Consider the following 17,675-nt stretch of genomic DNA (forward strand, 5'->3'; position numbering starts at 1 on the left):
AAAAATCTTATAACGTAACATTAAGGGTATAGTCAAATTTCTTGTGCGTATACTTATGATGGTCTGCGTGTGCGTAATGCTCTAAAAGCGTTTTAGGACCATTTTGATTAATCATTAGCGCAAAAATACCATAATCTCCGCCGTCATCTGTAGTAGGATTATTTGGGATACGCGTAATAGTATGAATATGATTATAATCTGCTATTGTACTAGCATTTGCCCCTGTAGAACCTTCGGTATTAAATTCAGCCCATAAATATGGATTGTAAATTCTATAATAAAATTCGGATGTTGCAGTAGGCGTCGTCCCAGAGTCATTTATCCAAACAAAATAGGTGTCATCTATATTTGCGCTAATATCTGCCCACCAAACATCTGCGAAATTGTCTGTTAAATTATAAACATACTCTTTCATTACCAGTAATAGATTTGCCTGTGCAGCTGTAGACATTTCGGAATATTTTAAACCTATGGCGAATCCTGAATAATCATAAGTTCCTCTATAAGGATCGGGATCCCCATTCATATCAGCAGGCCCCACTTCTAAAGAGTGTGTTGTAGAGGTTGTTGAAGCCGCTTCAAGTTCTGTCGAATCAAAGCTATTGTAAAGTGTAAGCGCTAAATCTCTTTCATCAGAAAATATATCAAAATCTTCGCCGTTCCAAGTATCAGCTGCGGGTTCCCCTCCTAAGAAAGCAGGTACAATAGAAACATTATCGCCATGCACCAAAAAGTTAAGTACACAATGGTGGCCGTCTAATTGAAAACCCCAAGAGCCACTCGTTTCTGGGTCACCAAACATATCAATTGAGTAAAAATCAGGATTCCAAACATCACTCATCACGTTATTTAACCAACCTTCAGATAATTCTGTAATTTCATATACTTTCTGATATCCTTGAGAACTTAAGAATAGTTGTAAAATATCTTTGAAAGCTATTAATTGATCCGCTGTTAAATCGCCATACGTGATACCATCTCTATTGTCATCGTTTGCTGGTGTATTATGCCATAAATAGAAACGCTCATCATCTAAACAAACTGAAATTTCCTCCAATAAATCATCAGACAAAGAACTCCTAAAGCTCACTACTGCAGCTCGCATAGTTTCTATCTCGGTATTTGTAGATTGATCAACAGTACCAGTTGTGGTACATTCTGTTGTGCTTGTTGTATCATCATCAGTTGTATCTTCTATCTCATCATTAGTTGTGTCGTCTGAACCACATGCCACAAATACAATGAAAAGAAAAGATAAAAATATTGGTTTTAATTTTTGAACTTTCATTTTCTAAGATTTTAAACTATTAAAAAATAAAGGTATTTGATACTGTAACGGTATAAAAAAAAATGCGATAAACACAGCAATGTTTGCGGTTAATATTAAGGAAAGAGCTGGTCTAATTCCTTTTTATAACTGTTACCTATGGGAAGACTCCTATCTATAATAACTATATCTATTGCACTAATATTTTTTATATACTTAATGGAAACTATAAAAGACTTATGTATTCTGATAAATTTTAAGCACGGTAATTCTTGTAAAATATTTTTCATTGTAGCACGCGCTACAATAGCCTTTTCGCCATCTATATAAATCTTAACATAATCATTCATAGCTTCTACATAAATGATTAGATCAATAGGTATACGGTTTAATTTGTAATTAGCACGAATAGATAAATGCGTATTCGCATCAAAATTATCAACGGTAATAGCCTTAAAATTTTGAACTCTCAGAACTGCTTTTTTAAAGCGCTCAAATGAAATTGGTTTTAGTAAATAATCAATTGCATCAACATTAAACCCTTCTATTGCATATTTTTCATAGGCCGTTGTAAAAATTACTTTCACATCTATATTTAAGGATTTATAGAAATCTATTCCACTCTTATTTGGCATTTCTATATCTAAAAAAATTACGTCTACAGGAAATTTGTTTAAAAAGGTTTTAGCTTTGTTTAAATCAGAAAAAGTTTTTTCTAAAGAAATATTGCTCAATGAATCACAATAAACTTGAATAACCTGTAAGGCCAATGGCTCGTCATCTATAGCTATTGCTTTTATCATTTTAATTCTATCTCAAGATTAACTTTGAAGTATTCCATATTACTAACAACATTCAGCTTATACCTATTTGCATAAAATAGCTCTAGTTGTTTTTTGGTATTTTTTAGCCCCAATGAAGTGGACTGATTTTTTATTCTCTCTGTTGATTTTACTATTGTATTAGTTACGTTTAGTTTTAAAATATTGTCTTCGAGAACTAAACTTATTTCAATTTCAGAGTTATTCTCAGCATCAGAGCCATATTTAAAAGCATTTTCAATAATACAGATTAACATTAATGGATTTATTTCTTGATTTGCAAAATCTCCACGAAATTCAGTTCTTAAAGTTGTTTTTTCCGTCAATCTAAGTTTTTGTAAATCAATGAAACTTTTTAAATACCCAACTTCTTTATCTAAAGCTATGAACTGCTGATTATTTTGGGTAATTACATAACGCATTAAATCTGATAACTGCAAAATAGCTTGCGGTGTTTTGTCTGATTTTGTCAAGGCTAGCGCAAACAAGCTATTTAACGTGTTAAATAAAAAATGAGGGTTTATTTGAGATTTCAAATAGGCTATTTCTGTTAAGAGCTTCTCATTGTTTATCTCTGTTAATCGTTCATTTACTCTTAAGTAGAGCGAAAGGAAAAAAATACCAATGAATTGAAGCAAATGACTATCTCTCGATAGAATAAAATTTAATGAACCGAATCCGCTTGACTTAGAAATACCATCTCTAAATGGTCCTAAATGCAGATTATTTGATTTGCGCACAGAAAAATCACTAATCAAAAATTGTGGGAATTTTATAACTAACAAATACCCAACGATTAAAATTAGCACTAAATACACCCATTTTTTGTTGAAATAAAAATTAGGTATGATGTAATAATAACTAGTGAAAAAGAAAATCGTTAATAATTGATAGCTCAAAAAATTTCTTTGAAAAGGCGCCACTTTGAATAATTCTAAGCCCAGATTTACATCAGGAGAAGTTAGGATAGGAATCGTCGTAAGACCTAAGCCTATTAATACATTAATTCGAAGTTTTTGCTTTTCTAAAATTTTAAAATCGCCTATCATATCTTACTACAGGTTCTAAAAAATTATTTTTTTATGGAACGCATTTCGGAAACAATATAACCAATTATTTATTTTAAGATAGCTGAAGTTCAATTTTATCAAAATTTGATTTTTTTGCATCACATACTTGACAACAATAATCTTCCGGCAGATCTGCAAAAGAAGTCCCTGCAAGAATGCCTGCTTTTACATCGCCATACTCCTTATCATACACTGTAAAACAAGATGTACAGTGGTATACTTCTCTTACCAATTGCTCTGTAGTATTTTTTGATTCTTCTTTTTTAATTATCTCTTGCCCTAATTGCTTAAAATACTTCTTACTCAGCTCCATTAATAAACCTGGTAATTCTATCTTATCTACATCTTGGGCGTACACTTTGTAAACTTGTGTATTTGGGTCAAAATTTTTAAAATAAAGCACATTATATGTTGGCCGTATTGCAAAGTCTTTTACAATGGTAGGTGCTGTATTTTTTTCAATGACTACTGATGAAAAATGGGTGCGTTTTCCAGATTCATTACTTAAACCAAATGTTAACCCATACGTACTAATATCATTTTGATCAAAACTTAAAACCAAAAACTTTTTTAATTCTAATGCCTCTGCATCATCAACAGGCAAATGCCAATTCATCTCTAATTGTGAGTGGCGAATATTAATACCCCACTGTCCTAAAAAACGTTCTAATTCTGGCCTACTTTGTCTTTTAATTCCTTTTACAATAAATGATTTCCAAGGGGTAATACATATTTTACCTACACCATTGTCTAAGCAAAATCCACAGAATTCCTTTAAGAAATTTAGATCATACCGATTGTTTCTCCAGTACAAACCCAACCAATATTGATCTAAGCCCATCCTATTCATTCCTTCGTAATACGGAAAAGTTAAGTACGGTACTTCAAGCTCTTTTTCTATAGTTTTATTATTTGTGTCTAGGTTTTTGTTAAGCACAAAAAACAACTCATCTACATCTTGAATATCTTCATAAATAGCTTCTATGGCCTTAGATATGGTATTAATATCCCAACTATAGACGAGTACAGGATAATAAGCATTTGTTTCCCAGTGCGGTAATTTTATGTTTAAATACCAATAATCTTCATTTTCAGAGGCAATAAAATTTAGATTTCCACTGAAAATTGGAACAAGGCGTTGTTTCGCATCTGTAATATTTATTTTGAGTTTTGGCGCATAATCAAAGCCTTCCAGAATATACAAATAGGTTGATCCTTTTAACCAATAGGTCATGTCAAAAATATCTGCACATACATAAGAGGAAACAATATTTTGATAGGACCGCTCCCCTATGATTGTAGTATTGTATTTAGAGATACTTTCTAGCTGCTCTTCATCGGCATCATTCAGTGGGAAAAGCAAATCTTGCCTAGAGCCAAAATGCACTTCTTTGAGTCCAGCTGCTTCCAACATGGTAATCACATCTTTTAATTCTCCTGGAGAAGTAACTCCCCCTTTTAGCAATATCCTATGTAAATCATCATTCATAACTGTACGTATTAATGGCTTAATTGAAGCTGATTTTTTAATAGTTCTTTTATTTCTGGCTTACAACTTCCGCAACCAAGACCTGCTCCTGTTTCTGAGCATAATTTAGTAAAGTCAGAACACCCAGCTTGAACGGCTTCTATAATATTACCTTCTCCTACTTGACTACAAGAACAAACTAACTTACCTTTCATAGGAGCTGTATTTGAAGCTCCGCGAAGTAATTCATTTCGTTTTTCCGATAGTTCTATCTCTTCTTCTATCAATCGTTTAAATTCTGCAAACTCATTCTTATCGCCCATTAGAATAGCGCCTTTTAGGGTATCATCTTTTACGATGCATTTTTTATAAAAACGCTTGCTTACATCCATTAGAATAATCTCTTCATAATTACTATCTCCGGCAGGAGAATTCACCATTCCGATACTGCATAAATCTAAATTTTCAAACTTTAGAATGTTCATTAAAACAGAACCGTTATAGATACTACTAAAATCTCCTAAGATATAATTTGCCGCAATATCTGCTTGTTGCTCCGCGGCAGACGTAATCCCGAATAACTGATTGTTAAATTCTGCTATTTCTCCGAGGGCATAGATAGATGGATTGCTTGTTTGTAAATACGAATTGACTACAACGCCTCTACGGGTTTTTAATTTTGTTTGCTTAGCTAATTCTATATTCGGACGGGTACCAATAGCATACACAATAGCGTTACATTTTATGGTTTTTCCAGTTTTTAAATTCACCAATAAAGTATAGTCGCTAGATTTCTCTTTAAAAACGGTACTCACTTCATTATCAAAATAAAGATTAATACCGCGCTCTACGACATCTTGTGCTAATAACTTACTAGCCACATCATCCAATTGGCGCTCCATTAAGCGAGGTGCTCTCTGAATGATACTAATATTTACCTTTATTTTCTTTAATGCTGCTGCAAGCTCTAACCCTAACAAACCACCACCAACAATAACCACGTGCTGCTCTTCATTTTGCAATCCTGTTTCGCGCAAATAGGTTTTTAACCTATCTGCATCGCCACGTTCCCGCATAGTAAACCTGCCTGGTAATTTTATTTGAACATCACTTGGAATAAAAGCCCTACTCCCTGTTGCCATAACCAATAAATCAAACGTATGTTCAAGACCATTATCATCTACTACACATTTTTCTTCATCATCAATTTGTGAAATTCCAACACCTGAATGCAGTACTACATCTAATTTTTTAAGTTCTCCTTTTTTGAGTTTCTCTAAAGCTGCCCAAGAAAGCTCATCACTTACATACTCTGGCAATAATACCCGATTGTAGAATGGATCCTGTTCTTTTGAGAAAACATGCAACTCATCAACATCATTCTTTTCTCTATACGATTGTATAAAACGATATGCTGCAGCACCTGCGCCAATTATAACGACCTTTTGTTTCGGTTTTACATATTTAGCTACCTGTACCGCACAGTATTTAAAATCTGGTTCTTTTGAAACTGGATCTACAAGATCATTGGTTAAATTATTGGCACGCCCAAAATCGTTATTTAATATTTTTCCCCAATGCATCGGCATAAAAACCACTTGCTCACGAATATCATAATTAATGGTAACTTTTACTTGAACTTCACCACGTCTACTTTTAATAACTGCTATATCGCCTTCTTTTAATCGCCTTAAAAAAGCATCAACCTTATTCATTTCTAAATAGGGATGCGGAATATGGGTGAGCAATCTATTTACTTTTCCTGTTTTTGTACGGGTATGCCATTGATCACGAACTCTACCTGTATTTAAGATTAGCGGATACTCTATATTTGTCTCTTCCGAGGTATTATAAACTTCTGTCGGTGCATTAAAATGTGCCTTTTTATCTGGTGTGCTAAAAACTAGGTCAGTAAACAACCTTGGTGTTCCTGGATGGGTATCGTGAGGTACTGGCCACTGAAAACTACCTTCATTTTTAAGTCTTGAATACGATAATCCAGAAATATCTATAGGTGTTCCTTTTGTTAACAAGCAATGCTCATCATATACTTCACTTGCATTGGTATAATTAAACCCCTCAAAATCCATTGCTTGCGCAAAGCGCCATAAGATTTCTGCATCTGGCAAGGCCTCTCCCGGAGCATCAATCACTTTTGGCAAATAACTAATTCTACGTTCAGAATTGGTCATAGTACCTTCTTTTTCTAACCAACCTGCAGCGGGCAATAGTAAATCTGCAAATTTCGTAGTTTCAGAATTATGAGAGATTTCTTGAACCACAACAAAGCTCGCTTTCTTTAAAGCACGCTCTATCTTATTAGAATTAGGCATACTCACCACAGGATTGGTACAAATAATCCAAATAGCTTTTAGCTTTCCTTCATCAAGTGCATCAAACATTTCTGTTGCAGTATAGCCTGGCTTTTCCTGAATAGGTTTTCCTCCCCAAAAATTGGCCACTTCATTTCTATGTTCCGGATTGCTTAAATCTTTATGAGCTGCTAATAGATTTGCCATTCCACCAACCTCACGCCCTCCCATAGCATTAGGTTGCCCTGTTAATGAGAAAGGACCCGATCCTGGCTTTCCTATTTGACCTGTTAACAAGGATAAATTAAGTAACGATACGTTTTTTGAAACCCCAATAGCACTCTGATTAAGTCCCATGGTCCACATGCTGATAAAACCTTTAGCATTGCCAATGTATTGGGCTGCTTTTTTAATTTCGTCTGCAGGGATTCCACATTTATCTGCTGCTTGACGGATGGTTAATGTAAAAGCACTCGCTTTACAAGCTTCAAAATTTTCAGTATGTTTTTTTATAAAATTCTTATCTATTTTCTTTTTCTCAATTAATAATCGCGCAATAGCATTGAACAAAATTACGTCTGTACCTGGAAGAATTTGCAAATGTAAATCTGCCGAAGCACAGGTCTGCGTTTTACGAGGGTCTACCACTATAATTTTTACATTCGGGTTTTCCTCTTTATGTTTTTCTAAACGTCTAAATAATATAGGATGACACCACGCAGGGTTTGCTCCTGCAATTAAAAAACAATCTGCTAATTCTATATCCTCATAAGCGATAGGCACAGAATCATCTCCTACCGTTTTTTTGTAGCCTACCACTGCCGAACTCATGCATAAGCGAGAATTAGTATCAATATTATTACTTCCTATAAACCCTTTAATAATTTTGTTAGCTAAATAATACTCTTCGGTTAAACATTGTCCTGACACATAAAAACCAACACTATCAGGACCATGCTTAGCAATAATGCTTTTAAAAACTGCAGTTGCACGCTCAAAAGCTGCATCCCAGGAGACACGCTGTAACGGGTGGTTTCTACTCCATCTCATTTCTGGATACAAAATTCGATCTGTGGTATCTTGTGCTACGTAGTTCAAGTTTTTACCCTTAGAACATAACATACCCGTATTTACAGGATAGTCTTCATCACCTTCTACACTCAAGATCCCTTTTGCATCTTTCTCTACCACTATACCGCAGCCTACTCCGCAATAGGAACAAATAGTTTTATGTGTTGTATTCTTTTGCATGATTTTAAATCTAGATGCGAACGCATCGTAATTAGCCATGACAAGGTACGAAAAAATACGTATATATACGTAGTGTTGATTTGATAATAATCAGCCTAAGGTTTTGATATATCAATAATTAACTGGGAATAAAATAGTCGCATCTATGCAAAATACCTACGTAATTACGCTAAGAAATAGTATTTCTATACGCCTTAGGAGACGTTCCTATAGATCGTTTAAAATACTTTATAAAATAGGAATCATCCTCAAAGCCTAAACGGAATGCCACTTCATTTATAGGTAAATTCGTGAATTTCAACAAACGTTTCGCTTCTAATAATACGCGTTCTTTTACAAGCTGTGAAGGTGCTTTATCGACAACGTTTTTAGTAATTGTGGTAAGGGTTTTAGAAGAAGTATTCAGTAAATTTGCATAGTCAATTATTGCCAATCCGCTTGTATAGTGGAGTTCAATAAGATCTTTAAATTTAAAAAACTGCCGCTCGTAATGGGTATTAATCTGTAATTTTCTACTCGTATCTGCATAATGTATCCGCTCTACAGAAATCAGGAGTGATTTTAGTAAGAAGCGTATCATATCTTCATGACCAAAACTTAGTTTATTAGGCAATTCTTTTTCGATTAATTCAATATGATGTGCTGCTATTTTTGCAGTAGCATCGTCTAAAAGGTAACAGGGGTTTTGCTCGATATTGAAAATGTTATATTTTAAAAAAATATCAACATCAGAATGCCTAAAAAAGCTTTCATTAAAATGAATCAGCCAACCTTCTACCTCTAAATTAGCATCAAAAGAATGAATTTGGTCTTTATTCGTAAAAAGCACCATGTTTTTTTCGATAGCATAGTTGTTGAAATCTACTGTATGCGTACCTCCTTTATTAAAAAACCAAAGCAATTGGTAGTAGCTGTGCGAATGAGGTATCGCTGCTTTTTCTGGATTTTTTTTACGGTAACTTTTTAAATCGTGCAGCTGAAACTGCAACTTATCAGGATGCGCTTTATGTAGGTGATATTGCTCTATTTTATGAGAATCTTTCACTAATGTTTCAATTTTTCGGCAGCTAATTTTCCACTATAAATAGCACCGTCCATATAACCTCCATGCAAGGGTGATGTTTCTGCTCCAGAAAACAACAGTTTTCCATTCATATAAAAGTCGGCAAAAACAGGATTCCCATACGCCGGACTCATATAAATAGACTTAATGGTTTCACAAGAAGTGTTTTTATCCTGCGACCAATCCTTTTCATTATAGGAGGTGTACTCCATAATTTCTTCGCCTAAATATTTAGTAAGATACGCAAGAATTTTTGCTTGGCGTTCCTCAGGAGTCAAATCTCTTAGTGCTTCATTTACAAAGCCCATTAAGCCAAATTCAGTTTCATCATGATTGGTATGATCATACAGTTCTGTTACAGCACCCACTTGCCCTATAACAGTTCCTGATAAATTTCTAGCCTTCCAAAAAGGTTGTTTGAACTTTATACCAACCTTTATAGCATTACTCATCCAGGTATGCGTTTTTTCCATCACTTCAGTAACATTACTTGGTAATTCTGGTGAAAAATCTATCCGCGTTGTGATCCGTGGCGGAATGGTACTCACTACTTTTTCTGCACTATACACCCCTTTATTGGTTACTACCTTTATGCTACCACCAAGATCTTCCATCGCTAGAACTGTGGTATCTGTATGTATTTGATTAGAGAAAGATGCTGCTAATTTTTTAATTACAGCAATGGACCCGCCTGCAATTCTATGTGCAGATGGTGCACTAGGATCATTTTGAAAATAATGCTCAGGAGCCATAGTACTATACACCAAAACACTCTGCCCTTTAGCATATTGAGAGAATTTTTCAATCTTCAATTCCCTCAACATACCAGCCACATGTGTATGATGATTTTGAAACCAAGTAGCTCCAAAATCAATCTGATTAGCTGTCAAAATTCTACCTCCAATTGTTGCTCTAGCATCTAAAATAACAACATCTGATTCGCCTGCTTTGTACAATTCATAAGCCGTAGTTAGTCCAGAAAGGCCTGCGCCTAATATTAAATATTTAGAGGTAGTTTGTATCATTATTTATTCATTAAATGAGTTCCATGAACCACTGCCGCTCCTGCTCTTAATGCCGCCGCGACGAAGGTTACTTCTGCTAATTCTTCTTGTGTAACACCCGCTTTAACGGCTTGCTCTTTATGTATTTCTAAACAATAAGGGCACTGCGTTGTTAACGCCACAGCAATCGCAATTAATTCTTTGTATTTTTTAGGAATTACACCATCACTCAAAGCTTCTTTATCAAAAGCTTGAAATGCTTTCATTGCCGGACTCGCATTTTTTTCTAAAGCCCCCAAGTGCTTTAAATTATCCATTGTATACATATTACTTATATTTTATAAAGATTAAAAAAAATAAGATAAGACACACCTCTTATCCTTTAATAAAAACTTGAGTTTTAGTTTCTCCCAGACATTACACCGCCATCAGTATCCCAAATGGCACCAGTTACCCATGATGCTTTATCTGATAATAAGAAATGTATGGTTTCGGCTACATCTTCTGGCTGCCCTATTCTCCCAATTGGATGAAACGCATTAAAGCCTTTTAAAGCTTCGTGCGCTTTTTCTGCATCGCCAAAAACACTATCATACACCGGTGTTTCTACAAGAGCAGGAGAAACTGCATTGACACGAATTTTATGATCTGCAAGCTCCATAGCCAAATGTTGTGTAAGAGAATGTAATCCTGCCTTTTGCATAGAATACGCAGAAGAAGGCGTTGCTTTTACTGCTTGTTTTGCCCACATTGAACCTACATTTACAATGGCACCACCACCTGTAGCTGCCATTTTCTTGGCTGCATTTTGTGTAATAAAAAAGAAACCACGATTTAAATCTTGGTAAGAATCATAATCTTCTACAGTATGATCTAAGAATGGTTTAGGTCCAAAAATCCCAGAAGCATTTACGAGATAGTCTAAATTTTCCCATCCATCAACCATACTATTTAGCTCACTTACCGCACTAAGGTTTGTAATATCAACCTTATGACAATGTAAATTCTCCGAAACCTCATTTTTAAAAGCGTTTAGCTTAGTATCATTGGTTCCAACAATATGCACTTCTACACCTTCCTTTAATAATCTTTGGGCTGTAGCTTTTCCTATTCCACTACTTCCGCCTACAATTAATGCTGTCTTTTTCATTTGTTTATTTTTTATATTAAAACTTAGAGACAAAATTATGCAGCATATAACGCCTAGCATGGTAGGTACTAGAGAGAAAATGGTATTTTTAGGAAGTAAAACTTTTTCCTTATTAAATGAACGAGCCTAAAACCATCAAAGAAGTACTGGTTGTACTTGACACCATCATTGAAGAATGCATTGCTAAAAATAGCCGATTGGGCTTATTTGCTTATTTATACCGAAGAACCACTGCCGAAATTTTAAAAGAAGTAGAACGTGGTGGTTTTGAAAACAATGTACAATTAGAACAGATGGATGTTGCTTTTGCCAATTTGTACATAGACGCCTACCAAGAGCATGCTAAAGGGAATAAAGTGAGTGCCTCTTGGCTGTTTTCTTTTGAGAATGCAACAGAAGAACTAACTATTCTGCAACATATTATGTTAGGGATTAATGCTCATATAAATCTAGATTTGGGCATTGCAACGGCTGCGACTATGAAAGGAAAAGAGCTTACCCTTATTGAGAAAGATTTTAATACTGTAAATGATATTCTTTTTAATATTACCAATGAAATGCAAGACCGGTTAAGTCGCGTTTCACCATTACTTTTCCTATTAGATCTCTTGGGAAAAAATACGGATGAGAAGGTGATTGATTTTAGTATGCGTAAGGCAAGACAACAATCTTGGAACAGCACTAATCTTTTATGGGCTCTTGATGAAAGCCAAAAACCTGAGGCTATCGCTAAAATAGATCGATTAGTACTAGAATTGGGGAAATTCATAAAAGACCCAAAATCTAAATTAATTGGCTATGTATTAAAAGGCATAAGATCTTTTGAAGAAAAAGATGTTGGCCTAATTATTACCAAACTGCAGAAAGACTAGCAATTAGACCAAATTAAATTCTTGTGCTTTTTTAGACAGGTCGATAAGGTTCTTAACATCCATCTTGCGCATTAAATTAAACCGGTGCGTTTCTACCGTACGCTTACTATTCTCCAATTTTTCTGAAATTTGTTTATTGGTCAATCCCGATAAAATAAGCTCTAAAATCTGAAGCTCTTTACTGGTCAAATCAAACGGATTCTCATTTGATTTTGCTGGTTTTAGTTTTTCGGAAATAGGCTTATTTCCACTTAAAAGATTATTGACCAAGACATTAGAAATATCACCACTAAAATACTTACCTCCTTGCTGTACTGTACGTATTGCTTTTATAAATTCGGTCTTACCAGTATCTTTAAGTAAATAGCCATTGGCTCCAGCATTCACAGATTTTAGTATATATTCCTCCGAATCATGCATGGATAGAATAATGGTTTTTGTAGCAGTCCCTTGTTTATTTAGGATTTCAACAGCATCAATACCATTCATCACAGGCATTCGAATATCAATAATCAGCAGATCTGGTTTTTTTTCATTCACCATATCAATAGCTTCTTTTCCATTAGAAACCTCAGCAACTACTACTAAATCTTCTTCCTCTTCAAGTAAAGCACGAATACCATCTCTAACTAAAGAATGATCATCTGCTAAAACTATTCGTATCGTCTGGGCCATAATTAAAAATGATATTTATTACAAATATAAATTAAAAATACGTAGTTGAATACTTAGAAAAATTTGAATAGCGTCAACGCATAAAAAAGCCTACAATCCTAAAATATGACCTAGGGTTTTTAATTGCTTATTTTAAAAATTAAATAGCAGGACCACTATCTACTACAGCTTCTATTACCGCTTCAATAGTGTTTGGTATATTTTCAAAAAAGTCATAACCCGTAAGTATTTCTACGGAATCTACTGAGGTAGTAAATTGCGTCCAATCACTGCTAATACCTTGATCATTAGGCACATTAATAGCAATCATTCTAGTAGAAGATGCTACTCTGTTGATATCATCCGAACCATTAGGCAAAATTAACACTACTTTCCAAAAGGTATCGGGTACCGTAATGTTCGTATTATATATTAAATCTGCAGCCCCATTAGATCCTGTTCCACCAACACCGGCAACGCCAGCAATAACATGGATTTCATTTCCCTCACTAGCCAAATCTCTTAAATAATCTTCAAAATTTGCCCAAATTCCTTGGTTATTATTAGGAGATTGAGGGGCTATATTGGTCATATAATAGGTGTTCTCATTCGAATCTTCATCACCATTTCTATCTGCCGAAGGGCACAAATGCCCTCTATTAAATCCTGTATTGGTATAGTTTGATGTGGTAGCTCTAAAAAAACTAGTAGGAAGCGAAACATCTTGTTTAAAACAATTACACCTTTCTGTATCACCTGTCCAAGCGGCACTTAAATGCCAGCTCACCCAATTTGCTGTTCCTTTAGAGTTATTATAAGACAGGACATAATCTGTATTATCTAAATAGTAATTATCTGATAACACACCTGCATCAGAAGGATTTCCGAAAGTAATGTTACTATCTTTTGAAGCAATGCCAGCGTCTACAGAAACGTCTGGTATGCTCATTTCAATATTATCGATATTTACGCGATTAGCTCCTCCTGATAATTTTAAAATACCATAGCGTGCACTCCCTGGTTCATTTAATTCATAAACAACTGTGTTTAAAATTGTAGAATTGGTGGTCACCACATCGCCTACCGTTAACCATGATACACCACTATCATAAGATAGCACTAGTTGCCAGGTAGAAGTGCCATCAGCACCATATGCGGCATGCCGAATACTTAAAGATTCTACCCCGTTAGTCATATCAAAATTCATAATCAAGTGTCCTGAATTTCTTATTCTAACCGATTTAGAACCATATTTTCTATCATTGGTCAATGCACCAATCAATGCATCAGAAAGATTCCAACTTCCTGAATTTTCAATGATAACATCATTAGCTGCGTAACTAGATTTTGAGGCCACCTCAAAACCTTCTATAAAACCATCTATCCCTTTTGCGGTGTGACGGTGTTTAAAATAACCTTCATTATCAAAAAAATAAGTGGGAACATTTTTTGAGCCCGAAATCAAAAGTTCTGATGATAACTCAATTTCTTCATAATAACTCACATCATCATTAGTACAACTACTAAAAATGAATACTGAAAATATTAAAAGTGATACACGATGAATTACATAAGTTTTCATTTACTTGACTATTTAATAATTAAAAAATCAAATATACAGTTTGTAAGATTATTCTTACTTATATTTAAAACAAAAAAACTACTATAATGAAATATTCTTCATCATAGTAGTGTATAGAACTGTTGTATTTAACCTTATTTTGACGCTGTATTTAAGAACTTTGGTTTGATGGTTAACATTACCCAAGCCCAATTTTGACCACCTGCAGCTGCATCTTCTGTAATTCCTTTTAATTCATACATGCCATCGCTAGCAAACATTTGAGAGTATCCAATGGCAAGTCCGTACCCTTTAAATTTCTTTGCAAAAACAAGATCTATCTCTGTTCCTAGCGACTTTTCTCCACTGGCTAACTCTTGTTCGCCACTAAAATTTAAAGCTTTAACCATTAAACTAGAGGTTTCATTCAATTGAAATTTTGCACTAACATGTACATCTAATAAGCCTATTGAGTTTGCGTGGTTCCCAACATAGAAATAATCCATAAACCCATTAAACTTATGATTGGTTCCGTACAGCGGAAAGAAAGCTCCTGTTTCTCCTGCATCGCCATCATTACCACTAATGATTTCTACCCCAGCTCCCAATGTAACTTTATCAGACGTTTTAAAGCTTGCATCTAGACTCGCTAAATAAGCACCCTTTACATCTACTTCTCCTTGTCTTTTTCCTGTTTGTAAAAAGATATTACTGTCCAAGCCTAATTTTCCTTTTTTATACGCCAAATGAGTTCCAAGCGTTAGCAAACTACTGGTGCCATCTGGTGTTGTAGCATCATCTTCATATTCTTGAAAACCATTGTTTAATACCAATAAACTTCCTGAGAATGCATCCCAGCTTTGTTTTAAGTAAACATATTGCATCGTTTTATAAGAAAAGAACCCTGTTGTACTATACTCCGTACCTACAGAGGAAAAACCTGATAAATCTGCTTTATCTTGATTAAATGCTAAACCTACATCCAATAAAAATTTATCTTTCTTATATTTTAAAAGTGCAGCATCATGGTTACGTGCTTGTTGCGTCCACCCTACAGAACCTAAAATTCTTTGATCATCATAATCTAATGTTTGTCTTCCTATTTTGGTTGAAAAACCTTCTCCCAATGTTAATTCTCCCCAAGCTTCAAAAATGGCAAAAGAATTGTTAGCATCAGCGGGTAATAATTGTCTATTTTCCCCCCACGTCATTACATCCTGTAAACTTAAATACACCTTGTAGGATTCATCTGCATACCCAAAATTTACACGTGCTCTCGTAGATATTCCAAACCCGGCATCTGCATCATCTGCTATTATACTTCCAAAACCATGACGGTATTCTGTTCGTGGTCTAAATTCACCATCTATAGTAAATTGTGCTGTTATAAATTGTGTTGCCAATAAAAAGAGTCCTAATAGTACGTATTGTTCCTTTTTCATAATTTGAAATTTGATTGTGTTATTTAAAATTTTCAACTTGTTTTAATGTTCTAAAAAATCTATTAAGTGTTTTCTGTATTTGTAGTAATCTTGATGTTCTAAGACAGATTTTCTTGTTCTTGGTCTTTCAAAATCGATGTTGAGCACATCGCCAATCTTGGCTTTGGGTCCACTGGTCATCATCACCACACGATCCGCAAGAAAAATGGCCTCATCTACATCATGGGTAATCATTACTGCGGTAATTTTTTCTTTATTCCATATTTCTATCAGAATATCTTGAAGCTCACCCCTTGTTAAAGAGTCTAACATTCCAAAAGGCTCATCTAATAACAATACCTTAGGCTTAATAGCAAAGGCTCTTGCAATACCCACCCGCTGTTGCATTCCTTGAGAAAGTTCTGTTGCCTTTTTATGGAAAGCCCCATCTAATCCTACTTTGTGCAAATAATATTTAGCAATATCTGTACGTTGTTTTTTTGTGGCGTGTGGAAATACTTGATTAACTCCTAAAAGCACATTCTGTAATGCTGTCATCCAAGGCATTAAACTTGGTGATTGAAAAATAACACCTCGATCTGGACCCGGACCTTTTACAGGATTTCCTAATACGGAAATATTTCCTCCAGATATAGGGTTGAGACCGGCAATCATAGAAAGCATGGTTGTTTTACCACAACCAGAATGCCCAATAATGGTAACAAACTCTTCTTTCATGATTTGTAAATTCAAATCTTCAAGAACTACATAATCTCCCTTAGGCGTAGGATACACCTTTTTTAGGTCTTTAAGATCTAACATTACCTTTGAAGGGTAGTAAATCCCATTTTCTAAATAAGAGTCTTTGGTATCTATGGGTGCTGAATTCATGATTTTTATGATAAAATTAGTTTACAAAACTTTTTGGAGCTACATCTGGCAGCACGTATTCTACTTCTGAAACAGATTTTCGGTCTTCACCAATTGCCATTAAATAAGCGATAATCTCATTTCTTGTTTTCATAAAATTGACATTATCATTTAATTCTGTTTTATCCCTAGGGCGGGCGATTTCTATTTTAAACTCTGGGCCTAAGGTTGCCCTAGGCCCTGGTTTTAATGGAATAATTCGGTCTGCCATATAGATCCCTTCATCAACATCATTTGTAATTAATAATGCTGTGCGCTTATCTTGATTCCAAATATTCAAAATCTCATCTTGTAAATTCCCTCTTGTCAAAGCATCAAGTGCCCCTAAAGGTTCGTCCATAATAATCATCTCCGGCTTCATTGCTAAAGCTCTTGCCACTGCTACCCGTTGACGCATACCGCCAGATAGCTCTTTTGGCCTTTTATTAATCGCGTGTGATAAGCCAACCATTTCTACATAGTTAGCTACTCTATCTTTTATTTCTTTTTTACTTTCTTTTGGAAAAGCTTCTTTGACCGCCATGGATACATTCTGAGCAACCGTTAACCATGGAAGTAGGGAATAATTTTGAAAAATAACTCCGCGTTCATGGCTTGTACCTACCACAGGTTCTCCCTTAAACAAAATCTCTCCACTTGTAGGTTTTATGAGTCCGTTTATAAGATTCACCAAGGTTGTTTTTCCGCTCCCAGTAAACCCTACAATAGCTACAAATTCTCCTTCTTCAATTTTTAAATTGATATTAGAAAGCACGGCAGTACTATCTTTTCCATGACCGTATGTTTTGCAAACATTTTTTAGTTCTAAATATGCCATAAGACTCGTATTAG

15 protein-coding genes are annotated in these 17,675 nt (G+C 34.8%); 1 reads left to right on the top strand and 14 read right to left on the bottom strand.

The features are described 5' to 3' along the window. Positions 1-7: 7 nt before the first annotated feature. The 9 genes from GQR94_RS07420 to GQR94_RS07460 all read right to left on the bottom strand — a co-directional run bounded on the left by GQR94_RS07420 (position 8) and on the right by GQR94_RS07460 (position 11,406). The gene (locus GQR94_RS07420; protein WP_158974889.1) at positions 8-1,288 is read right to left on the bottom strand and encodes a DUF3500 domain-containing protein; all 1,281 of its coding nucleotides are present in this window, start codon (positions 1,286-1,288) and stop codon (positions 8-10) included. Positions 1,289-1,383: 95 nt separating this feature from the next. Next, positions 1,384-2,070 carry a LytTR family DNA-binding domain-containing protein gene (locus tag GQR94_RS07425; RefSeq protein ID WP_158974890.1) on the bottom strand — a complete coding sequence of 229 codons (687 nt, stop codon included), beginning with the start codon at positions 2,068-2,070 and terminating at the stop codon, positions 1,384-1,386. Then, on the bottom strand, positions 2,067-3,137 hold the full coding sequence (locus tag GQR94_RS07430; RefSeq protein ID WP_158974891.1) for a sensor histidine kinase: 1,071 nt from the start codon (positions 3,135-3,137) through the stop codon (positions 2,067-2,069). Before GQR94_RS07430 ends, GQR94_RS07425 begins: the two co-directional genes overlap by 4 nt. 73 nt (positions 3,138-3,210) lie before the next feature. Continuing rightward, complete coding sequence (locus GQR94_RS07435) at positions 3,211-4,647, bottom strand: rubredoxin (protein ID WP_158974892.1); 1,437 nt, start codon at positions 4,645-4,647, stop codon at positions 3,211-3,213. A gap of 11 nt (positions 4,648-4,658) precedes the next feature. Next, the gene (locus GQR94_RS07440) at positions 4,659-8,189 is read right to left on the bottom strand and encodes a nitrate reductase (protein WP_158974893.1); all 3,531 of its coding nucleotides are present in this window, start codon (positions 8,187-8,189) and stop codon (positions 4,659-4,661) included. Between the two features lie 169 nt (positions 8,190-8,358). Continuing rightward, positions 8,359-9,234, bottom strand: a complete 876-nt coding sequence (locus GQR94_RS07445; protein ID WP_158974894.1) for an AraC family transcriptional regulator — start codon at positions 9,232-9,234, stop codon at positions 8,359-8,361. After that, the gene (locus tag GQR94_RS07450) at positions 9,234-10,277 is read right to left on the bottom strand and encodes an FAD-dependent oxidoreductase (RefSeq protein ID WP_158974895.1); all 1,044 of its coding nucleotides are present in this window, start codon (positions 10,275-10,277) and stop codon (positions 9,234-9,236) included. Before GQR94_RS07450 ends, GQR94_RS07445 begins: the two co-directional genes overlap by 1 nt. Then, the gene (locus GQR94_RS07455; RefSeq protein WP_158974896.1) at positions 10,277-10,582 is read right to left on the bottom strand and encodes a carboxymuconolactone decarboxylase family protein; all 306 of its coding nucleotides are present in this window, start codon (positions 10,580-10,582) and stop codon (positions 10,277-10,279) included. Before GQR94_RS07455 ends, GQR94_RS07450 begins: the two co-directional genes overlap by 1 nt. Positions 10,583-10,656: 74 nt before the next feature. Then, the gene (locus GQR94_RS07460) at positions 10,657-11,406 is read right to left on the bottom strand and encodes an SDR family NAD(P)-dependent oxidoreductase (RefSeq protein WP_158974897.1); all 750 of its coding nucleotides are present in this window, start codon (positions 11,404-11,406) and stop codon (positions 10,657-10,659) included. 116 nt (positions 11,407-11,522) lie between these two features. On the opposite strand from GQR94_RS07460, the gene GQR94_RS07465 reads away from it, so the two are divergent. Further along, positions 11,523-12,278 (top strand): DUF5995 family protein, encoded by a 756-nt coding sequence (locus GQR94_RS07465; RefSeq protein WP_158974898.1) that lies wholly within the window; start codon positions 11,523-11,525, stop codon positions 12,276-12,278. A gap of 3 nt (positions 12,279-12,281) precedes the next feature. On the opposite strand, the gene GQR94_RS07470 is transcribed toward GQR94_RS07465, so the two are convergent. The 5 genes from GQR94_RS07470 to GQR94_RS07490 all read right to left on the bottom strand — a co-directional run bounded on the left by GQR94_RS07470 (position 12,282) and on the right by GQR94_RS07490 (position 17,661). After that, positions 12,282-12,953 carry a response regulator transcription factor gene (locus GQR94_RS07470; RefSeq protein ID WP_158974899.1) on the bottom strand — a complete coding sequence of 224 codons (672 nt, stop codon included), beginning with the start codon at positions 12,951-12,953 and terminating at the stop codon, positions 12,282-12,284. A gap of 139 nt (positions 12,954-13,092) precedes the next feature. Beyond that, on the bottom strand, positions 13,093-14,514 hold the full coding sequence (locus GQR94_RS07475; RefSeq protein WP_158974900.1) for a DNA/RNA non-specific endonuclease: 1,422 nt from the start codon (positions 14,512-14,514) through the stop codon (positions 13,093-13,095). 134 nt (positions 14,515-14,648) lie between these two features. Continuing rightward, positions 14,649-15,935, bottom strand: a complete 1,287-nt coding sequence (locus GQR94_RS07480) for an alginate export family protein (protein WP_158974901.1) — start codon at positions 15,933-15,935, stop codon at positions 14,649-14,651. Positions 15,936-15,977: 42 nt separating this feature from the next. Next, positions 15,978-16,805 (bottom strand): ABC transporter ATP-binding protein, encoded by an 828-nt coding sequence (locus tag GQR94_RS07485; protein WP_158974902.1) that lies wholly within the window; start codon positions 16,803-16,805, stop codon positions 15,978-15,980. Between the two features lie 16 nt (positions 16,806-16,821). Continuing rightward, positions 16,822-17,661: an ABC transporter ATP-binding protein gene (locus tag GQR94_RS07490; RefSeq protein WP_158974903.1), complete on the bottom strand. Its 840-nt coding sequence runs from the start codon at positions 17,659-17,661 to the stop codon at positions 16,822-16,824. Between the last annotated feature and the right edge of the window lie 14 nt (positions 17,662-17,675).

The sequence above is a fragment of the Cellulophaga sp. L1A9 genome (assembly GCF_009797025.1).
Classification (GTDB): domain Bacteria; phylum Bacteroidota; class Bacteroidia; order Flavobacteriales; family Flavobacteriaceae; genus Cellulophaga.

Bases quoted from the DNA above. Each gene is read 5' to 3' on its own strand.
- GQR94_RS07420 (WP_158974889.1), bottom strand. From the start codon at position 1,288: ATGAAAGTTCAAAAATTAAAACCAATATTTTTATCTTTTCTTTTCATT.
- GQR94_RS07425 (WP_158974890.1), bottom strand. From the start codon at position 2,070: ATGATAAAAGCAATAGCTATAGATGACGAGCCATTGGCCTTACAGGTT.
- GQR94_RS07430 (WP_158974891.1), bottom strand. From the start codon at position 3,137: ATGATAGGCGATTTTAAAATTTTAGAAAAGCAAAAACTTCGAATTAAT.
- GQR94_RS07435 (WP_158974892.1), bottom strand. From the start codon at position 4,647: ATGAATGATGATTTACATAGGATATTGCTAAAAGGGGGAGTTACTTCT.
- GQR94_RS07440 (WP_158974893.1), bottom strand. From the start codon at position 8,189: ATGCAAAAGAATACAACACATAAAACTATTTGTTCCTATTGCGGAGTA.
- GQR94_RS07450 (WP_158974895.1), bottom strand. From the start codon at position 10,277: ATGATACAAACTACCTCTAAATATTTAATATTAGGCGCAGGCCTTTCT.
- GQR94_RS07455 (WP_158974896.1), bottom strand. From the start codon at position 10,582: ATGTATACAATGGATAATTTAAAGCACTTGGGGGCTTTAGAAAAAAAT.
- GQR94_RS07460 (WP_158974897.1), bottom strand. From the start codon at position 11,406: ATGAAAAAGACAGCATTAATTGTAGGCGGAAGTAGTGGAATAGGAAAA.
- GQR94_RS07465 (WP_158974898.1), top strand. From the start codon at position 11,523: ATGAACGAGCCTAAAACCATCAAAGAAGTACTGGTTGTACTTGACACC.
- GQR94_RS07470 (WP_158974899.1), bottom strand. From the start codon at position 12,953: ATGGCCCAGACGATACGAATAGTTTTAGCAGATGATCATTCTTTAGTT.
- GQR94_RS07475 (WP_158974900.1), bottom strand. From the start codon at position 14,514: ATGAAAACTTATGTAATTCATCGTGTATCACTTTTAATATTTTCAGTA.
- GQR94_RS07480 (WP_158974901.1), bottom strand. From the start codon at position 15,935: ATGAAAAAGGAACAATACGTACTATTAGGACTCTTTTTATTGGCAACA.
- GQR94_RS07485 (WP_158974902.1), bottom strand. From the start codon at position 16,805: ATGAATTCAGCACCCATAGATACCAAAGACTCTTATTTAGAAAATGGG.
- GQR94_RS07490 (WP_158974903.1), bottom strand. From the start codon at position 17,661: ATGGCATATTTAGAACTAAAAAATGTTTGCAAAACATACGGTCATGGA.